Source organism: Erythrobacter mangrovi, assembly GCF_013260645.1.
Lineage (GTDB): Bacteria > Pseudomonadota > Alphaproteobacteria > Sphingomonadales > Sphingomonadaceae > Qipengyuania > Qipengyuania mangrovi.
In genome coordinates, this window is sequence record NZ_CP053921.1 from 170,380 (window position 1) to 186,912 (window position 16,533).

Consider the following 16,533-nt stretch of genomic DNA (forward strand, 5'->3'; position numbering starts at 1 on the left):
GCCGCTTCAGGCGGGCTTAAGCTGGCTTTTGCTAGAAGATTCCCACGCGGTTGCCTTATCGGCTTTCGCATGGAATAGAGCTTCCGCACCCGCCTGGCGGGAGCCTTGCGGGTCGTGCGGATATCCATTCGCGCCGCTCTAAACATCCCTGACGGATTTACTGCGCGTTGGCGCGTAGCGGAGCCGTATGTGTCGAATTTGAATATCGGAGTTGCATCATGAAAATCGCAAAGCTGGCCGTCGCTGCCGCCATCCTCGCCGCCACCCCTGCCCTCGCCAACGAGCAGGTTGTTGCCGGTGCCACCGTCTATGGCCCGCAGGGCAACCAGGTCGGTACGATTGTTTCGGTCGAGAACGGCCAGGCGGTGCTCGACACCGGCAAGCACAAGGTGCCGCTGGGCGTCGAGATGTACGGCCAGGGCGAAACCGGCCCGACGATCACCGTGACCAAGGACCAGCTCAATGGCCTGGTCGACGCGCAGCTTGCCGAAGCCACCGCCAAGCGCGATGCCGCACTGACCGTTGGCGCGGAAGCCATGGCTGCCGACCATGCCGCGCTTGGCACCATCCTCGAAATCGACGGCGACAACGTCATCATCGCCCGCGGCGGTGACGAGACCAACAAGGTCACGCTGCTACGTGGTCACTTCGATGCCACCGATCACGGTCTGATGGCACGCCTGACCAACGCCCAGATCGACGCAGCCCTGGCCGCGCAGGCGCAGTAACAGCTGGAGCCCGCATAGCCGGGCTGTAGGGGGCCGGAAGCGCGCAGACGCTTCCGGCCTTTCTCATTGGCGAACGCCGGATCGCTCAGCCAAACCGATTGTCCCGCGGGAACCCGGTTGGCGGCATGCGCCCGGCACCGCCACGGGCGACCTTCCATTGCCACATGTCTGGCTCGGTGCGGGTGCGCCCCTCCTTGCCACCCATCGTCCAGCTGAGGCCATCCTCGAGCTTGAAGGTGATCGCATCGCTCAGACCGCCGTCGCGATAGCGCTGCAGCGTCACGCCCTGCCCGCGCGCCATCTGCGGTACTTCCTCGAGGTTGAACACCACCAGCTTGCGGTTGTCGCCAACCACGGCGACATGATCGTGCCCTGCTTCGATCGGGCGTACGACAGCCAGTTTCGCCTTATCCTTGAGGTTGACCACCTGCCGGCCCTTGCGCGTTTCGGCGAGCAGTTCGTCGGTGGTCGCAGCGAAACCCTTGCCCGTCGTGGCAGCCAGCAGCAGGCGTTGACCCGGCTTGTGCACGATCACCGCAATGATCTGTGCCTCCGCATCGATGTCGAGCGTATTGCGCACCGGCTCCCCGAAGCCGCGCGCACCGGGCAGCTTGTCGGCACCCAGTGTGAAGAAGCGTCCATCGTCCGCAGCCAGTAGCAGCTTGTCGGTGGTCTGGGCATGGAGCACGAAGGCCGGACCATCGCCTTCCTTGAATTTCCATTCCTGGTCCAATGGCAAGTGCCCGCTCGCCCCGCGGACCCACCCGCGCTGCGAAAGGATCACCGTCACCGGTGCCTTCTCGATCATCGCGTCCATGCTGAATTCGACCGCAGGGGCGGCTTCGGCGATGGTCGTACGGCGACGACCGAGTTCGGTATCCTCGCCATATTCCTTGCGCAGAGCGTTGAGATCGCGCTTCAGCCTTGTGCGCTGGCGCGCGGGGCTCTCGAGCAGCTTGTTGAGGTCGTCCTGCTCCTTCAGCAGTTCCTCACGCTCCTGCCGTAGCTGCATTTCCTCCAGCTTGCGCAAGCTGCGCAACCGCATGTTGAGGATCGCCTCGACCTGATTGTCGGTGAGCTTGAACTCCTTCATCATCACCGGCTTGGGCTCATCCTCGGTGCGGATGATCTCGATCACCCGATCGAGGTTGAGGAAGGCGATGATGTAGCCTTCGAGCAGTTCCAGCCGCCGCTCGATCTGGCCAAGCCGGTGGCGCGTGCGGCGCTGCAGGATGTCGATCTGGCTGGCGATCCAGTGGGTGAGCACTTCCTTGATGCTCATCACCATCGGCGTGCGACCGGCATCGAGCACGTTGAGATTGAGCCCGAAGCGCGTCTCCAGATCGGTCAGCTTGTAGAGGCTTTCCTTGAGCAGCTCAGGCTCGACGTTGCGGCTGCGCGGGACCAGGACGATCCGGATCTGCTCGTCGCTCTCGTCACGAACGTCCTCAAGGATCGGCAGCTTCTTGTCGGCGATCAGCTGGGCGATCTGCTCGATCAGCTTGCCCTTCTGCACCTGGTAAGGGATCTCGGAAATGACCAGTTGCCACTGCCCGCCACCCAGTCGCTCGATCCCCGCCTCGCGATCTTCTGGCTTGTCGGACTCCGCCGCATGGAAGCGTCCGCGCACGCGGAACGATCCGCGCCCGGTCTCATAGGCCGCGGCAATCGCTTCCGCGCTTTCGGCGAGGATACCGCCGGTGGCGAAATCCGGGCCCTTGAACAGTTCCATCAGCCGCGCATGTTCGACATGCGGGTTGTCGATCACCTCCAGCGTGGCGTCGACGATCTCGGCGACATTATGGCTTGGAATGTTGGTCGCCATGCCCACTGCGATGCCGCTGGAGCCGTTGGCGAGAAGGTTGGGAAACAGGCCGGGGAAGATTTCGGGCTCTTCCTCCTCGCCATTGTAGGTCGGGACGAAATCGACCGTCCCATGGCCGAGCCCTTCCATGAGCCGCAGCGCGGTCTTGGTCAGCCGCGCTTCGGTGTAGCGATAGGCTGCGGCATTATCCCCGTCGATATTGCCGAAATTGCCCTGCCCCTCGACCAGCGGATAGCGCAGCGCGAAATCCTGCGCCATGCGCACCATGGCGTCATAGACCGAAGAGTCGCCATGCGGGTGATACTTGCCGATCACATCGCCCACGACGCGCGCGGATTTCTTGAAGGCACTGTTGGGGTCCAGCTTGAGCTGCCGCATCGCCCACAGCAGGCGGCGGTGAACCGGCTTCAACCCGTCGCGCAAATCAGGCAACGAACGCGCGGTAATCGTGCTCAGCGCATAGACGAGATAGCGCTCGGACAGCGCGGAATCGAACGGAGCATCGACGATAGCGTCGAACGGATCGGGTTCGGTCGTTTCGGTTGCGTCGGCCATAGCCGCGGCGTTTAGCAATCGTGCCGCGCGAGGGGGAGAGCGCTGTCCACAGGATCGGGCAAACCGAGGGAATCCAGGGCAGCGATCAGCTCAGTTCAGCATATCTCTTCTCGTCGATCGCTATCAGCTCCCTGATCTTCGGGCGGGACAGGACGCGATCCCGGTAGAAGGTCAGCGCCGGGTAGCTCCCATGCGTGAGGCCCGCCTTGTCGGACAGGACGAAGAACCAGGCTAGATAGGCGTCGGCGGCGCTGAACCTGTCCCCAAGCAGGTAAGGTGTGCTCGCCAAATGTCGGTTTAACAACCCGAACCTTTGCGGCGCCAGTTCCCTGATCCTGTCCTTCACCTCATCGGTCGCCTCACCATAGAAGACGACCCGGAATATCTGCTTGTGCAGTTCGGTTGCGCAGAAACCCAGCCAGCGCACGAGCTGGAAATAGCGGGGATCGGATGGGTCTATGCGGAAGTCCGCGTTCTCCGATTGGGTCTGTATCCACAGGAGCGCCACCGACGTTTCCGTAAGGATCGTGCCATCGTCCAGCTTGAGCGTGGAAACCTGGCCAAGCGGATTGAAATCGTAGAGCGAACCGCCTCTCTCAAGCTCTTTAGTGCGCAGGTTGAGCCAGGCCGTGTCCAGCGCAACATCGCCTTCGGCTGCGGCAAACCTGGCGGCCAGAGAACAGGCCTTGGGGGCATGCATGAGTACTGCTGTCATTGTTGGACTCCGGGTGCTCCAGATTGCCTTGGATCACCCAAGATATTCGGACGTTGTGGTGACCTTTGCATAGGCAAAGGCTAGCGCGGACATGAAGGCCGCATGGACCTGTTCCGCGGGAACGGTGCCACCCTTGAATTCAAGATCGCGCGAGGCACAGGCATCCTCGACCACGGTCACGTTGTAGCCAAAATCCACCGCCGCACGGGCGGCTGCATCGATGCACATGTGGCTCATTGCGCCGACCAAAGTCACATCGGTCACACCATTTTCATCCAGGATCGACTTCAGTTTCGTTTGGTGGAACGAATTCGCCCGGTGCTTGATGATTTTGGCTTCGCCCGGTTCCGGCGCGACAGCCGGATTGATCTGCGCACCTTCCGTGTTCGCCACGAAGAACGGAGCGTCCTTGCTGGGAAACTCGTGCGCCACGTGAACGACCAGGTCGCCATTCTCACGCGCGGATGACAGCACCGAGGCGGCGTTCCTGGCGGCTGCATCGATGTTGTGCAATTCCCATTTGCCGCCGGCAAAATAGTCGTTCTGGAGGTCGATAACTACGAGAGCATTCTTGGACATATCACTCTTCACACTGTGTCTGATGGGGGGATTTCAGGCGACTGTTTGCAGGTCTGCAGCAGCGGTTTCTTGCATGTCGGCAAGCATCGAATGTGCCGATGCGATGGTCTCGTCGCTCGAGAACTCGGGCAGACCTTTGCCGAACGGAAGTTCTGGCGCGTATTCGTAGACGAGCTGGATCGTTCGGGCTTCTTCCTCGCCACGAATTTCGCCGATCACGGTCAGGGCAAAGTCGATTCCTGCGGTCACGCCGCCGCCGGTAATACGGTTGCGATCCTTCACCACCCGCTCGGCGACCGGGGTGGCTCCAAACGCCGAAAGTACATCGCGATAGGCCCAATGCGAGGCCGCGCGATATCCCTTCAGCACGCCGGCCGCGCCCAGCAAGAGCGAGCCGGTACATACGCTTGTCACATAGGCCGCGCCTTCGCTGACCGCTGCAATCCAGTTCAAGATTGTGGGGTCGGTCTTGAGCGCCGTCTGGCCCGCTCCGCCGGGTATACAAACCATATCGAGCGGCGGGCACGTCGAGAAATCATCGGTCGGAACAATTGCAAAGCCTGCGTCAGTGATAACTGGCTGCCTGTCCTTCCAAACCAGATGGATCGACACATCGCTCATGCGCGACAGGAACTGTGCTGCTCCCGTCAAGTCGAGCTGCGTGACATGGGGATAGACAAGAAATCCGATACGAAAGGCCACAAGATCCGTCCTAGGCTCGTTAACTCAGGGCTACATATCGCCTTCCGGATGTGGCAGTAATGACAAAGTACAGTCATTTTCTGCCAAGGACTCTCATGCGAACGATCGTGATACTAGCCTACGATGGCGCCCAGATCCTCGACGTTGCCGGGCCCACATCGGTCTTTGGTGAAGCAAATACCTTGGACGAGGCAGCGCAGTATGAAGTGGTGATCGCCTCGATCGAGGGCGCGCGGATACGACTGGGTGCAGCCCTGGTGGTGCAGCCGGTCCCGCTACAACAATTTCAGTCCCGTCGGATCGATACTTTGATCGTTCCAGGAGGGGAGACAGGCTCGCTTGCGGCGGCAGTTCGCAACCCGGCTCTGGCGGACGCAGTGAAAGCACTACCGCAACCACGACGCATCGCATCGGTCTGCACCGGGGCGTTCCTGCTCGCCAAGTGGGGCCTCCTGGAAGGCAAGAAGGTGACGACACATTGGGAAGCTGCGCTGGAGCTCAAGCGGAAGCACCCGGACCTCGAAGTCGATGCCGACGCGCTGTTTGTCGAGGACGGCAACGTGTGGACTTCCGCGGGTGTCTCAACCGGCATCGACATGTCGCTAGCCATGGTTGAGCAGGATTGCGGTCGATACCTCGCAGCGCGGATTGCGCGGCGGCTTGTCCTGCAAACCCGGCGCAGCGGCAATCAGTCCCAATTCTCCGAGATCCTGGCGGCGCAGGCGGGCGAGTTCAGCGAGCTCGTGGATTGGATGCAGCAGAACCTGGCAGAGGATTTGTCGGTCGCCCGCCTCGCCGAGAGATCAAACCTGTCCGAGCGAACATTCTACCGACGATTCGTCGCCGAAACCGGCGAGAGCCCAGCGGCCTTCGTACGCCGGGTGCGGGTTGCGGCCGCGCGAACCTATCTGGAGACGGGGGTCCCTCCAAAGCAGGTGGCGGTTCAAACCGGCTTCGGTTCCGAAGCCAATCTCCGCCGAGCCTATCGCGCCATCAACGGCCGCAGGCTGTCAACCTGACGCACGCATAATGGCCGGACGAGCGAAGGTTCACCGGTCGCAGAACCGATCTCCGTGCTAGTGGCTCGCCTTCGTCTCCGCGATCCAGCCGCTTACCCGCCGCTCGAGCAGTGACAGTGGGAGCGAACCACCGCCCAGTACCGCATCATGGAAGCCGCGGATGTCGAACTTGTCACCGAGTTCCGCCTCAGCCTCGGCGCGAAGTTCAAGGATCTTATTCATCCCGATCTTGTAGCTGGTCGCCTGTCCCGGCCAGACGATGTAGCGGCGCACTTCGCTGCGGATCGTCTCGGCATTCTGGGGAGAATTCTCGGTAAAATAGGCAATCGCCTGCTCTTCGGTCCAGCCCTTGGAATGCAGGCCGGTATCGACCACCAGCCGGATCGCGCGCCACAGCTCCGAACTCAGTCGACCGAAATCCGAATAGGGGTCGGTGTAGGTGCCCGGTATCTCTTTCGCCAGGCGCTCCGAATAGAGTCCCCAGCCTTCGGCGAAGGCGCCGTAACCGACCTGCGTCTGGAAGGTCGGGACGCCGGTCAGTTCCTGTGCGATCGAGATCTGCATGTGATGGCCCGGCAGGCCTTCGTGGTAGGCAATCACCTCGAGCATGTTCTTGGGCATCGCGCTCATATCGGCCAGGTGCGCGTAGTAGATACCCGGACGCGAACCATCGGGCGTACCCGAACGGTAATGTTGCGCCGCACCCGGCTGTTCGCGGAATGCCTCGACGCGCCGGACCTCAAGCGGGGCCTTGGGCAGCAGGCCGAAATAGTCGGGCAGCTTGGATTCGATATTGTCGAGCGCCGCGCTGGCGGCGTCGATGTACATTTGCGCGCCATCGTCGCCCTGCGGGAAATAGTTCGCCGGGTCGTCCTTGACGTGCGCAAAGAAGGCTTTGAGGCCCCCCTCAAAACCGACCTTGTTCTTGATCGCCTCCATCTCGGCGTGGATGCGCTTCACATCATTGAGGCCGATTTGGTGCACCTGCTCGGGTGTGAGATCGGTCGTCGTCGAGGCGGCCAGACGATAGGCGTAGTATTCCTTGCCATTGGGCAGGCTGCCAACCCCGGTCGCCAGTTCCGGCGCATTGGGGAGATCGGCAGTCATGTAGGCCGCGAGACGGTCGTAGCCAGATCGATAGCCGGTCTTGAGCGCAGTCTCGAGCTCGCCCTGCATTGCTTCGCCTTGGGCTGCCGTGATCGTGCCGGCTTCGACAAGCTGGGCGATCTTTGACTTGCCGTCCTGCCACACCGCGTTGTCCGGGCCATCGTCGAACGGCGCGCCGGACGTCAACTTCTTCGCTTCCGCGATCACGAAGTCATAGGCGAAATAGGGCGGGCGCACGCCGGCTGCTGCGCGCGGCTCAGCGATATCGACCAGCTGACCGATGGCTCGGCCGATCTGGCCGACACGCGAGATATAATCGCGCATATCCTGCGCGGTATCGACCCCGTGCTGCGAAATGAGGATCGAGGGCAGGGCCGTGTGCAGCCCCTGCATTTGCGTGAAGACGTAGTTATTGTCGCGCCACTTGGCGCCTTCGGCGGCCCTTTCATATTCGTATTTCCAGATGTCGTAAGACAGCTGGTCGGCCGCACTCAGGCTGGCATAGTCGAAGGTCCGTTCCATCTCTTCGACGCTGGCCTTCTGCCAGGCGAGGTCGCGATCTGCGGCCTCAAGCGAGAAGTCGTCGATTTCGCCATAGTGATCCTTGCGGCCAAGACCGGTCAGCGACAGCGGGCTGGTCTGCAACTGCTCTTCGTATTTCGCCTCGAACCAGGCGCGCAGCTCGGCGTTGTTTTCGCTGGCTGCATGATGTTCGGCGTGATGAGCGGCGTGATCCTGCGCGGCGACAGGCGCGGCGACTGCAATCGGCGCGGTGGCGAGCAACAGAGCGTAAGCAAGACGCATGACTTCCCTCCAAGGTCTGCGAACCGGAAGGGCCTCGCTAGCCCAGCAACCCCGTGGGGCAAAGGCCAATCGACCGAAGGCCGACTGGACCGGACCGAGGGTCAGCGACGCATGTCGTAGCTTTCCGGCGGGATAGTCACCGCCAACCCATCGAGCGTCTCGTCGAGTACGATCTGACAGGACAGGCGGCTGGTGCGCGTTACCCCGGCAGCCAGGTCGAGCATGTCTTCCTCTTCTTCGCTCGCCTCGGGCAATCGCGCAAACCAATCCGCCGCAACCACCACGTGGCAGGTCGAACAGGCCATTTGCCCTTCACAGGTCCCTTCCAGCGGCATGCCGACCGCCTGTGCCACGCGCAGAAGGTTGTCGCCAGGTTCGGCTTCCGCCGTAACTTCCTCGCCTCTAGCCGTGGTGAAATGGACCTTCACAAACCTTGTGCCTCCGCCGCCGCGTTTATGAGGCGCGCTGCCTCTTCGATATGCTCAAGCGTGGTATAGCGCCCGAAGCCGAGACGTATCGAGTTTTTGGCTTGGGCATCGGATAGTCCGATTGCCTTGAGCACGTGGCTGGTGCGTCCCGAGCCGCTGGCACAGGCCGATCCGGCGGAGAACATGACGTCGCGGCAATCGCTCATCAGCCGGGCAACATCGAGGCCGTCGCGCCGAATGTTGAGGTTGCCGTGCCAGCGGGCATCGGCACTGCCGTTGAGAGTCCAGTCGGCGAAAAGCTCCCGTGCACGCAACCACAGCGCGTCGACATGTGCTGCATCGTCGGCCATGCGCTCGGCGGCGAGCGCGGCGGCTGCGCCCATCCCGGCGACAAGTGCGGGGGACAGCGTCCCCGAACGCAGGCCGAACTCCTGCCCGCCACCGGTCTGGACTTCGGTCAGGTCGATCCCATCACGGACCCACAGCGCACCGATACCCTTGGGCCCATGGAACTTGTGCGCGCTGATCGCGATCATGTCGGCGCTCGCAACGGGCAGCTTGCCATACGCCTGCACCGCATCGCAGAGGAACAGCGCGCCTGCAGCGTGAGCCTTTCGTTGCCAGTCGGACACCGGCTGGATCGTGCCAATCTCGTTATTGACCTGCATCACACAGACCAGACGCGTGTCCGACGGCAGCTCCTTCGTTGACCGACAAGTTCCATCGCCATTGACGGGCAGGATATGCCTGCTTCCCAGCGCCTCGGCCGTATCGAGTACCGCCGCGTGTTCGATTGCAGAAACCGCCACTGAGCCGACCGAGCCTGATCCTCTGATCGCGAGGTTGATCGCCTCGGTCGCGCCCGATGTGAAGATAATCCGCCCGCCTGAGGGGAATAGTGCCGCGACCTTCTCTCGCGCGTTTTCAATTGCGGCCTTGGCCATGCGGCCCATGCGGTGCGGGCTGTGGGGATTGCCGAACCCGTCGCTATCCGGCCCACCGAGCCAACGCAACATCGCCTCGCGCGCCTCGGGCGCAAGCGGGGTGGTGGCCTGGTAGTCGAGATAAATCATCCCTTGCCCGCCAGTTCGAGCCAGACCTCGCAGAACCGCTCGACTTCGGCGCGAGTGGTGTTCCAGCCCACGCTGACGCGGATCGTGTGCGCGGCGATATCGGGTTCGAGTTGCATCGCTTCGAGCACGCGGCTGGTCTTCATCGTCCCGCTCGAACAGGCCGAGCCCTGGCTCACAGCGATCCCGGCCATATCGAAGCGCATGACCTGGGCCGTGGCGCTCGTGCTAGGCATGGCGATGGCGCGGATATAGGGCGTGGGATCGCACAGGCGATCGGACAGCCAGGTACCGCCCAGGTTCCTGCATTGCTCGGCCAAGGTGTCGAGCGGCTCCAGCACTTCGAGTGCAACGTAGGGCGAGGCACAGGCCTCCAGCGCCGCCGCCATGCCAAGCACACCAGGCAGGTTCTCGGTCCCGCGTCGATAGCCGCGTTCCTGCCCGCCGGTCGGCTTGAGCATGGCATAGTCCTTGACCAGCAGCGCGCCGATACCGATGGGCCCGCCGAACTTGTGCGCGGAGACCACGCCCAGGTCGCACGGAGGAAGGGCGATCTTGCCCGCGCTTTGAGCGCAATCGGCCAGCAGCAGGCCACCGGCCTGTCCCACGATTCCGGCGATAGCAGCAAGATCCTGTTGATTGCCGGTCTCGGAATTCACGTGCTGCACGGTGACGAGCGGTTTCTCGCGCTGCACCGCTTCCATGAGGGTTTCGAGGTCGAGCGCTCCATCGGCCCGCACCGGTAGGTGTTCGGCATCGGAGGCAGCCCGCATCACGGAATCGTGCTCGACCGAACTCACCAATCGCGCACCGGCTTGGCCATGCTGTAGCGCCATCGCCAGTGACTCGCTCGCGCCCGAGGTGAAGATGACTTCACCCTGCCACCCGAGCGCCTCCTTCACCCGTTCACGTGCGGCCTCCAGAGCTTCCCGCGCCTTGCGCCCTTCGGCGTGCGGACTGCTCGGATTGGCCCACATTCCGAAGCCCTCCTCCATCGCCGCTCGCGCCTCTGGGCGCAGCGGTGAAGTGGCGGCATGGTCGAGGTAGATGCGTTCCGGGATGATACGGGCTCGAAATGATTGCGATTTTGGTTGCGGTCCCTATATAGCCCGCGACTTCCCGCGCGCCACCCGAGGGCGCGCGAAACCGCACATTTCGACAGGTAATCCGCCCATGCCGACCGTCATCTTCCCCGGCCCCGAAGGCCGCCTCGAAGGCCGTTTCTCCCCCGCCCCGCGCCCGCGTGCGCCGGTAGCGATGATCCTCCACCCGCATCCGCAGGGCGGCGGCACGATGAACGAGCAGATTACGCAGCGGCTCTACAAGACCTTCGTCAATCGCGGCTTCGCCACGCTGCGCTTCAATTTCCGCGGCGTCGGCCGCAGCCAGGGCAGTTTCGACAACGGCGTTGGCGAGCTGAGCGATGCTGCCGCGGCTCTCGACTGGGTCCAGCAGATCCATCCCGAAGCGCAGGTTACCTGGATCGCCGGCGTCAGCTTCGGCGCACTGATCGGCATGCAGTTGCTGATGCGCCGCCCGGAAATCCGCGGCTGGATCTCCATCGGTGCCCCCGCCAGCATGTACGACTTCTCTTTCCTCGCCCCCTGCCCCGCCAGCGGCATCTTCATCCACGGCGCGCAGGACACGGTGGTGCAGCCGAATTCGGTCACCAAGCTGGTCGACAAGCTGCGCACGCAAAAGCACATCACCGTGCACCATGAGGAAATCCCGCGCGCCAACCACTTCTTCGAGAACGAGCAGGTGGATCTCATGGCGGCAGTCGACAACTACCTCGACTTCCGCCTCGACCCGGCCTGCCCGATAAAGTGATCCGCCCAGCGCTCGGGTCCACAAGGGCTGAGCGCTAGATCGAGCAAGCGTACTTTGCACCCGCCTGAAGGTGCTTGTTCGTTGCGCTATGAGCGCCAACGGGCGCGGGGGTGTGTTCTTCGGTCCTGCACATCGCTGCTGTTCTTCACCTCTCATGCTCAGTGGCAAATGAGAACTCGAAAATACTTGCTCAACCAATGTTATGTTGTAACATTGCGCAAACGAGGAGGTGATCAGCAACCTCCCGCTTTGGAAGAGGAGCAAGCCCATGTCCTATGTCGACCAGTCCCGCAGGCCCTCGCCCGCCAGCATGGCGGCAGTGGTAGCGATCCATGCAGCGACGGGCGCAGCGCTGGTGTTCGGGCTGACCATTACCGGTTCGCTGCCCAACATCACTACTGTCGTTCAGGGTATCAATATCCCGATCGAGCCGCCCCCTCCTCCCACAGATCCGATCGAGAAGGTGACGCCAAAGCAGCCGGTGCAACCGCAGGCCATCACACCGCAGCCACCCATCAGCATCAAGGTCGATCCGCCCGAAATCCAGACCACACTGTTCCCCATCCCCGTCGCGACACCGAGTCCTGGACAAGGAACGGGCATTGTCCTGCCAAAACCAAGGCCCCAGCCCGGCTTCGATCCGGTGGCGGCGCGACCCAGGAACGATCCCTCGCGCTGGCTGACCGATAGAGACTACCGGCCCAGCTGGGCACGGCGCGAGCTGGCCGGGCTGGCTGCATTCCGGCTGCAAGTCGCAGCCAACGGCAAGGTCACGGACTGTTCGATCACTCGCTCGACCGGCCATGCCGAACTCGACGAGGCGACCTGCACCCTCGTTGCCAAGCGTGCCAAGTTCGAGCCCGCGCACGGAACCAGCGGCCAGCCGGTGGCCGGCAGCTATTCCGGATCGGTCATGTGGGAATTGCCGGACTAGGCAGGATCTAGCGAGCGCCCTGCTCGAGCTTGTCGAGCGGGGCCTCCCCGCCCGCGTCCGGCAGCGTCCAGATCATCACGTTGACCAGCGCAACCACGGCCAGCACGACCATCAGCAGTGCATTCTTCACATTGCCTGTCCGCCGCCACAGCATGAAGGCGCCGATGACCAGCACAATGGCAGCCAAAACCAGGAGCGAGAGAACCGCGTCAAGCATCTCTTCGCCATAGCCGAGCGACCCAGCCTCGCAAGCCCCTCTCTCTCGATTGACAGCCTCAAAACAGCAGCGCAAACCGCGCGCCATGATCCAGCACAGCTTTGAAATCACTCGCCGCCAACTCCTTGAGGGCTTTGGCGCGACGACCGCACTTACGCTCGGCGGGTGTGCGTCCGGCCCCCGGCCCGAGGGCGTCGTCCGGGCCTCGCAGATCGGCGCCGAGCGACTGCTCGAAGTCGTCGGCTACAACCTCCTCGCGCACGAACCCGACCGCGCCACCAGCCTGGGGGTCGACACTGGCCGCTTTGCGGGCCTGCGCTACGTTCTGGAGGACCAGACCCAGGCGGGACAGGACGCCTACGCCGCGACGTTGCGGCAGGATCTCGAACGCGTGCGGGCCTATCCGCGCGAAGGGCTCGATGCCGATACGATCACCAACCTCGAGGTGGTTGAGAGCGGCTACGCCACGGCACTCGATGGATTTGCCCAACCTTACGGCGACGTCGCCGTGGGAAGCTGGCGCAATACCCCCTATTGCGTGATCCAGAACGTTGGGGGCTATCTCGATCTGCCGCGCTTCATGGATTCGACCCATCCAGTCGAAAATGGCGATGACGCCGATGCCTTCATCGCCCGGATGGAAGCCATGCCCGCCGCCTTCGCCGGCGAACGCGAGCGATGCGAAGCGGCTCGCGGGATGGACATGGTCCCGCCGGCCTTCCTGCTGGACAAGGCGATCGATCAGCTCAAAGGCACCCTGGCCCGGGCGATGAAGGGTGAACTCTTCGCCGATCCCCTGCGTGCGAGGTTGATCGCCAAGGACATGCCCGAAAGCCACGCCAACCGCGCCAGGACGCTCGAGACTGGCCCAATCGCCCAGGCCCTGGAAGCGCAACTGGCGGAACTCCAGATGCAGCGCGCGATCGCCGACAACGATCCCGGCATGTGGAGCCAACCCAAGGGCGAAGAATACTATGCCTGGGCTCTGCGCGCCGCCACGACCACCACTCTGAGTCCCGATGAAATCCACGAGATCGGCCTGCGCGAGCTGGACGAGCTTCACGGACGCATGGACCCGATCCTGCGCGAGATTGGCTATACCTCCGGTTCGGTTGGCGAGCGGATGCAGAAGCTAGCCGAAGACCCGCGCTACAAGTTCCCCGAGGGCGATCCGGGCCGCGCAGAGATCATGGCCTACCTCCAGGACAAGGTGGACTGGATCAAGGCACAGATGCCGCGCGCCTTCCGCACGCTGGTCGATCCCAACATGGAGATCCGCCGCCTGCCACCCGAGGAGGAACCCGGCGCACCCGGTGCCTATGGCGGGGCGGGCAGCAAGGACGGCAAGATCCCCGGCCGCATGTGGATCAACTTGCGGACCACCGACCTGCACCGCAAGTACGACCTGCCCGATCTGGCCTTCCACGAAACCATCCCGGGTCATGTGTGGGAGGGCGAATTCTCGAACCGGCTGCCGCTGATCCGCTCTATCCTCGCCTTCAACGCCTTCAGCGAGGGCTGGGCGCTCTATGCGGAACAACTTGCCGACGAACTTGGCGCCTATGACGAGTTCAAGGTTGGCCGCCTCGGCTACCTGCAAAGCCTCGCCTTCCGCGCCTGCCGACTGGTGGTCGACACCGGGCTCCACCACAAACGCTGGAGCCGCGAACAGGGCCGCGCTTTCTTCGTCGAACGCAACGGTTCAAAGCCTGAGGAAGTGGCAAGTGAAGTCGATCGTTACTGCAGCTGGCCCGGCCAGGCCTGTGGCTACAAGATCGGACATTCGGAAATCGTCCGCCAACGCACACGAGCGCAGGCTGCGCTTGGCAACGCCTACGACCTGCGCGATTTCGATGACGCGGTTATCCTCGGTGGCAACGCCCCGCTCGATGTCATGGCGAAGAACGTCGAACGCTATATCGCGCGAACGAAGGCCTAGAAAAACTCAAGCAGTACTGGCCATCGTGTAATTTGCCTGCAATATCTCCCATATTAGCGATGTTTGGGGGTTGTATTCATGCGCTTTACACTACCGTTCCTGGCAGCTTTATTCTTGGCGACACCCGCCCAGGCCGATTGGTATGAGGCACAGTCCGATCATTTCGTTGTATACGCGGACGACCGCTGGCAGGATGTCCAGAAATTTTCTGAAGCGCTAGAGCGGTATCACTCGGCCCTGACCTTCCTGCTGTCCCGCGAGGCAGAAGTTCCCAGCCCGTCCAATCGCGTCACAATTTTTGTGGTCGGGAACGGGAGCAAAGTACGAAAACTGGTGGGGGACGATGCCAAGAACGTCGCGGGCTTCTACATCCCGAGAGCGGGTGGGTCGTTGGCCTTCGTACCGAACATCAGCCTCACGAGTGGAGAAACAAACTTCTCCATGATCGTGCTGCTGCACGAATACGCCCACCATTTCCTGCTTTCGAGCACTCGCTATGAAATGCCGCGCTGGCTCAACGAAGGAGCTGCGGAGTTCTTCGCCTCGGCGAAGTTCGGGAAGGACCGGAGCCTTTCGATTGGTCGCCCCGCATACCATCGCGCCGGCGAACTGGCATACGCCAAGGACGTCACTGTTGCAGAGCTGCTCGATCCCGATCTCTATGCAAAGCGACACGGGCAAGCATTTGATGCCTTTTACGGCAGAGCCTGGGCGCTGTTTCACTACCTGTACTTTTCGGACACCAGAAGAGGGCAGCTGGAGTCATATCAGCTTGCCATAGGCTCCGGTGCGAGCGCTCAGTCCGCGGCAGCAAAGGTATTTGGCGACCTTGGTGTTCTGCAGAAGGACCTCGATCGCTACCTGGATCGGCGAAGCCTGTCGGTTTGGAACTTGGGTCCAAGCAGGCTTCCCATCGGCGACATCGCCATTCGTCCCTTACGAGAGGGAGAAGCAGCCGTAATGCCACTGCGGATCCGGTCGCAGCGCGGGGTGACGCGCGAACAGGCACTTGAACTGCTACCTGAAGTCCAGGCGGTAGCCGAAAGATACCCGGATGACGCGGCAGTGCTCTCCGCGCTTGCGGAAGCCGAGCATGATGCAGGGCACCACGCCCAGGCCGTTTCAGCGGCAGACCGGGCGATCGCCATCGATCCTGCCGTCAAGAACGCCTACCGGCAGAAGGCCCTGGCCCTCTTTGCCTTGGCCGAAGACGCACAGGACAAAGACACCGCTTACAAGGCAGCGATGCAACCGTTCTCTGCTCTCAACAAGTTAGAACCTGACCATCCTCTGCCCTTGATGTACTACTATTTCAGCTTTCTGGAGCGTGGGGTCGAGCCCAACGAGACTGCGCGGCATGCTCTAGAGCGGGCATCCGAACTTGCCCCATTCGACCAAGGGCTGGCGATGAACCTTGCGTTGCTGCAGGCGAGCGAAGGCAAGATTGAACTAGCAAGGTTTACCATGGCTCCGGTTGCTGCCAGCCCCCACGGCGGTAGTTTCGCCAGCCGGGCGAAGCGTTACCGCCAGGCAATGGAAAGCGTGGCCGAAGGCACACCGTGGCGCCCAAGCCGCGATATCGAGGTCGAGGATATCGTCATTGGCAGTGGGCCCCTCAGCCAAGATTGAGCCAACGCGCTATTTCTTGCCGAATAGCCCGCTGGCCATGTCGGCTATGTCGTTGAGTGGGTTGCCATCGCCGTCGCGATCGAGCGATTTCAGGATACCGGCAGCTTGCGGATGGTCCTTCAGCGTGTTGGCGAATTCCATCAGTGATCCTTCGCCGCCTATCTGTTCGACGATCTGATTGAGTGTCCCCGTGTCGAGCCCGGTCTTGGCCGCGGCCAGTTCGACCGTGTCACCGTGCATCTGATGCGATTGGCTGAGCGCGGCGATCGCCTTTTCCGCGATTCCCGGATTGATCCCCACCTTGGCCGCGAGGTTGGCGACGTCGTCGGGTGAGCCGGCAATCTTCTTGAGTACGCTATCGAAGAGACTCATTTGCAATCTCCTTGCGGTCGGGGGAGCCACAGCCCTTTAAGACCATCAAGATGACGAAAAGATGGCCCCCGGTCCGGTTT

At 62.4% G+C, this 16,533-nt stretch carries 16 protein-coding genes; 6 read left to right on the forward strand and 10 right to left on the reverse strand.

What is annotated here, in order from left to right; translation table 11 throughout:
* Positions 1 to 218 precede the first annotated feature (218 nt).
* On the forward strand, positions 219 to 728 hold the full coding sequence (locus tag HQR01_RS00890; protein WP_173211926.1) for a hypothetical protein: 510 nt from the start codon (positions 219 to 221) through the stop codon (positions 726 to 728).
* Between the two features lie 85 nt (positions 729 to 813).
* On the opposite strand, the gene parC is transcribed toward HQR01_RS00890, so the two are convergent.
* The 4 genes from parC to HQR01_RS00910 form a co-directional block, all read right to left on the reverse strand.
* Entirely contained in the window at positions 814 to 3,108 is a 2,295-nt protein-coding gene (gene parC / locus HQR01_RS00895) for a DNA topoisomerase IV subunit A (RefSeq protein WP_173211927.1), read from the reverse strand.
* Between the two features lie 85 nt (positions 3,109 to 3,193).
* Positions 3,194 to 3,823 (reverse strand): glutathione S-transferase family protein, encoded by a 630-nt coding sequence (locus HQR01_RS00900; RefSeq protein ID WP_173211928.1) that lies wholly within the window; start codon positions 3,821 to 3,823, stop codon positions 3,194 to 3,196.
* Between the two features lie 33 nt (positions 3,824 to 3,856).
* On the reverse strand, positions 3,857 to 4,402 hold the full coding sequence (locus tag HQR01_RS00905; RefSeq protein ID WP_173211929.1) for a cysteine hydrolase family protein: 546 nt from the start codon (positions 4,400 to 4,402) through the stop codon (positions 3,857 to 3,859).
* A 33-nt stretch (positions 4,403 to 4,435) separates the two neighbouring features.
* A complete protein-coding gene (locus tag HQR01_RS00910; RefSeq protein WP_173211930.1) occupies positions 4,436 to 5,104 on the reverse strand; it encodes a DJ-1/PfpI family protein in 669 nt (222 codons plus the stop codon).
* A gap of 95 nt (positions 5,105 to 5,199) precedes the next feature.
* Here HQR01_RS00910 and HQR01_RS00915 point away from each other — a divergent pair, with 95 nt between their 5' ends.
* Positions 5,200 to 6,123 (forward strand): GlxA family transcriptional regulator, encoded by a 924-nt coding sequence (locus tag HQR01_RS00915; protein ID WP_173211931.1) that lies wholly within the window; start codon positions 5,200 to 5,202, stop codon positions 6,121 to 6,123.
* A 57-nt stretch (positions 6,124 to 6,180) separates the two neighbouring features.
* Here HQR01_RS00915 and HQR01_RS00920 read toward each other — a convergent pair whose 3' ends face one another.
* The 4 genes from HQR01_RS00920 to HQR01_RS00935 form a co-directional block, all read right to left on the reverse strand.
* Positions 6,181 to 8,034, reverse strand: coding sequence for a DUF885 domain-containing protein (locus HQR01_RS00920; protein WP_173211932.1), 1,854 nt, complete (start codon positions 8,032 to 8,034; stop codon positions 6,181 to 6,183).
* A 101-nt stretch (positions 8,035 to 8,135) separates the two neighbouring features.
* On the reverse strand, positions 8,136 to 8,462 hold the full coding sequence (locus HQR01_RS00925) for a 2Fe-2S iron-sulfur cluster-binding protein (RefSeq protein ID WP_173211933.1): 327 nt from the start codon (positions 8,460 to 8,462) through the stop codon (positions 8,136 to 8,138).
* Entirely contained in the window at positions 8,459 to 9,535 is a 1,077-nt protein-coding gene (locus tag HQR01_RS00930) for a cysteine desulfurase family protein (protein WP_173211934.1), read from the reverse strand. The genes HQR01_RS00925 and HQR01_RS00930 overlap by 4 nt, the downstream gene beginning before the upstream one ends.
* Positions 9,532 to 10,593 (reverse strand): cysteine desulfurase family protein, encoded by a 1,062-nt coding sequence (locus HQR01_RS00935; protein ID WP_173216030.1) that lies wholly within the window; start codon positions 10,591 to 10,593, stop codon positions 9,532 to 9,534. Before HQR01_RS00935 ends, HQR01_RS00930 begins: the two co-directional genes overlap by 4 nt.
* A 112-nt stretch (positions 10,594 to 10,705) precedes the next feature.
* Between HQR01_RS00935 and HQR01_RS00940 the strand changes: the two genes are divergently transcribed.
* Both HQR01_RS00940 and HQR01_RS00945 read left to right on the forward strand, forming a co-directional pair.
* Complete coding sequence (locus HQR01_RS00940; protein ID WP_173211935.1) at positions 10,706 to 11,362, forward strand: alpha/beta hydrolase; 657 nt, start codon at positions 10,706 to 10,708, stop codon at positions 11,360 to 11,362.
* A 268-nt stretch (positions 11,363 to 11,630) separates the two neighbouring features.
* The gene (locus HQR01_RS00945; RefSeq protein ID WP_173211936.1) at positions 11,631 to 12,296 is read left to right on the forward strand and encodes a TonB family protein; all 666 of its coding nucleotides are present in this window, start codon (positions 11,631 to 11,633) and stop codon (positions 12,294 to 12,296) included.
* A gap of 7 nt (positions 12,297 to 12,303) precedes the next feature.
* Here HQR01_RS00945 and HQR01_RS00950 read toward each other — a convergent pair whose 3' ends face one another.
* Positions 12,304 to 12,513: a hypothetical protein gene (locus tag HQR01_RS00950; RefSeq protein WP_173211937.1), complete on the reverse strand. Its 210-nt coding sequence runs from the start codon at positions 12,511 to 12,513 to the stop codon at positions 12,304 to 12,306.
* Positions 12,514 to 12,598: 85 nt separating this feature from the next.
* Here HQR01_RS00950 and HQR01_RS00955 point away from each other — a divergent pair, with 85 nt between their 5' ends.
* Together HQR01_RS00955 and HQR01_RS00960 are read left to right on the forward strand one after the other, a co-directional pair.
* The gene (locus HQR01_RS00955; RefSeq protein ID WP_173211938.1) at positions 12,599 to 14,452 is read left to right on the forward strand and encodes a DUF885 domain-containing protein; all 1,854 of its coding nucleotides are present in this window, start codon (positions 12,599 to 12,601) and stop codon (positions 14,450 to 14,452) included.
* A 114-nt stretch (positions 14,453 to 14,566) separates the two neighbouring features.
* On the forward strand, positions 14,567 to 16,081 hold the full coding sequence (locus HQR01_RS00960; RefSeq protein WP_173211939.1) for a DUF1570 domain-containing protein: 1,515 nt from the start codon (positions 14,567 to 14,569) through the stop codon (positions 16,079 to 16,081).
* A gap of 9 nt (positions 16,082 to 16,090) precedes the next feature.
* Here HQR01_RS00960 and HQR01_RS00965 read toward each other — a convergent pair whose 3' ends face one another.
* The gene (locus HQR01_RS00965; protein ID WP_173211940.1) at positions 16,091 to 16,453 is read right to left on the reverse strand and encodes a hypothetical protein; all 363 of its coding nucleotides are present in this window, start codon (positions 16,451 to 16,453) and stop codon (positions 16,091 to 16,093) included.
* Between the last annotated feature and the right edge of the window lie 80 nt (positions 16,454 to 16,533).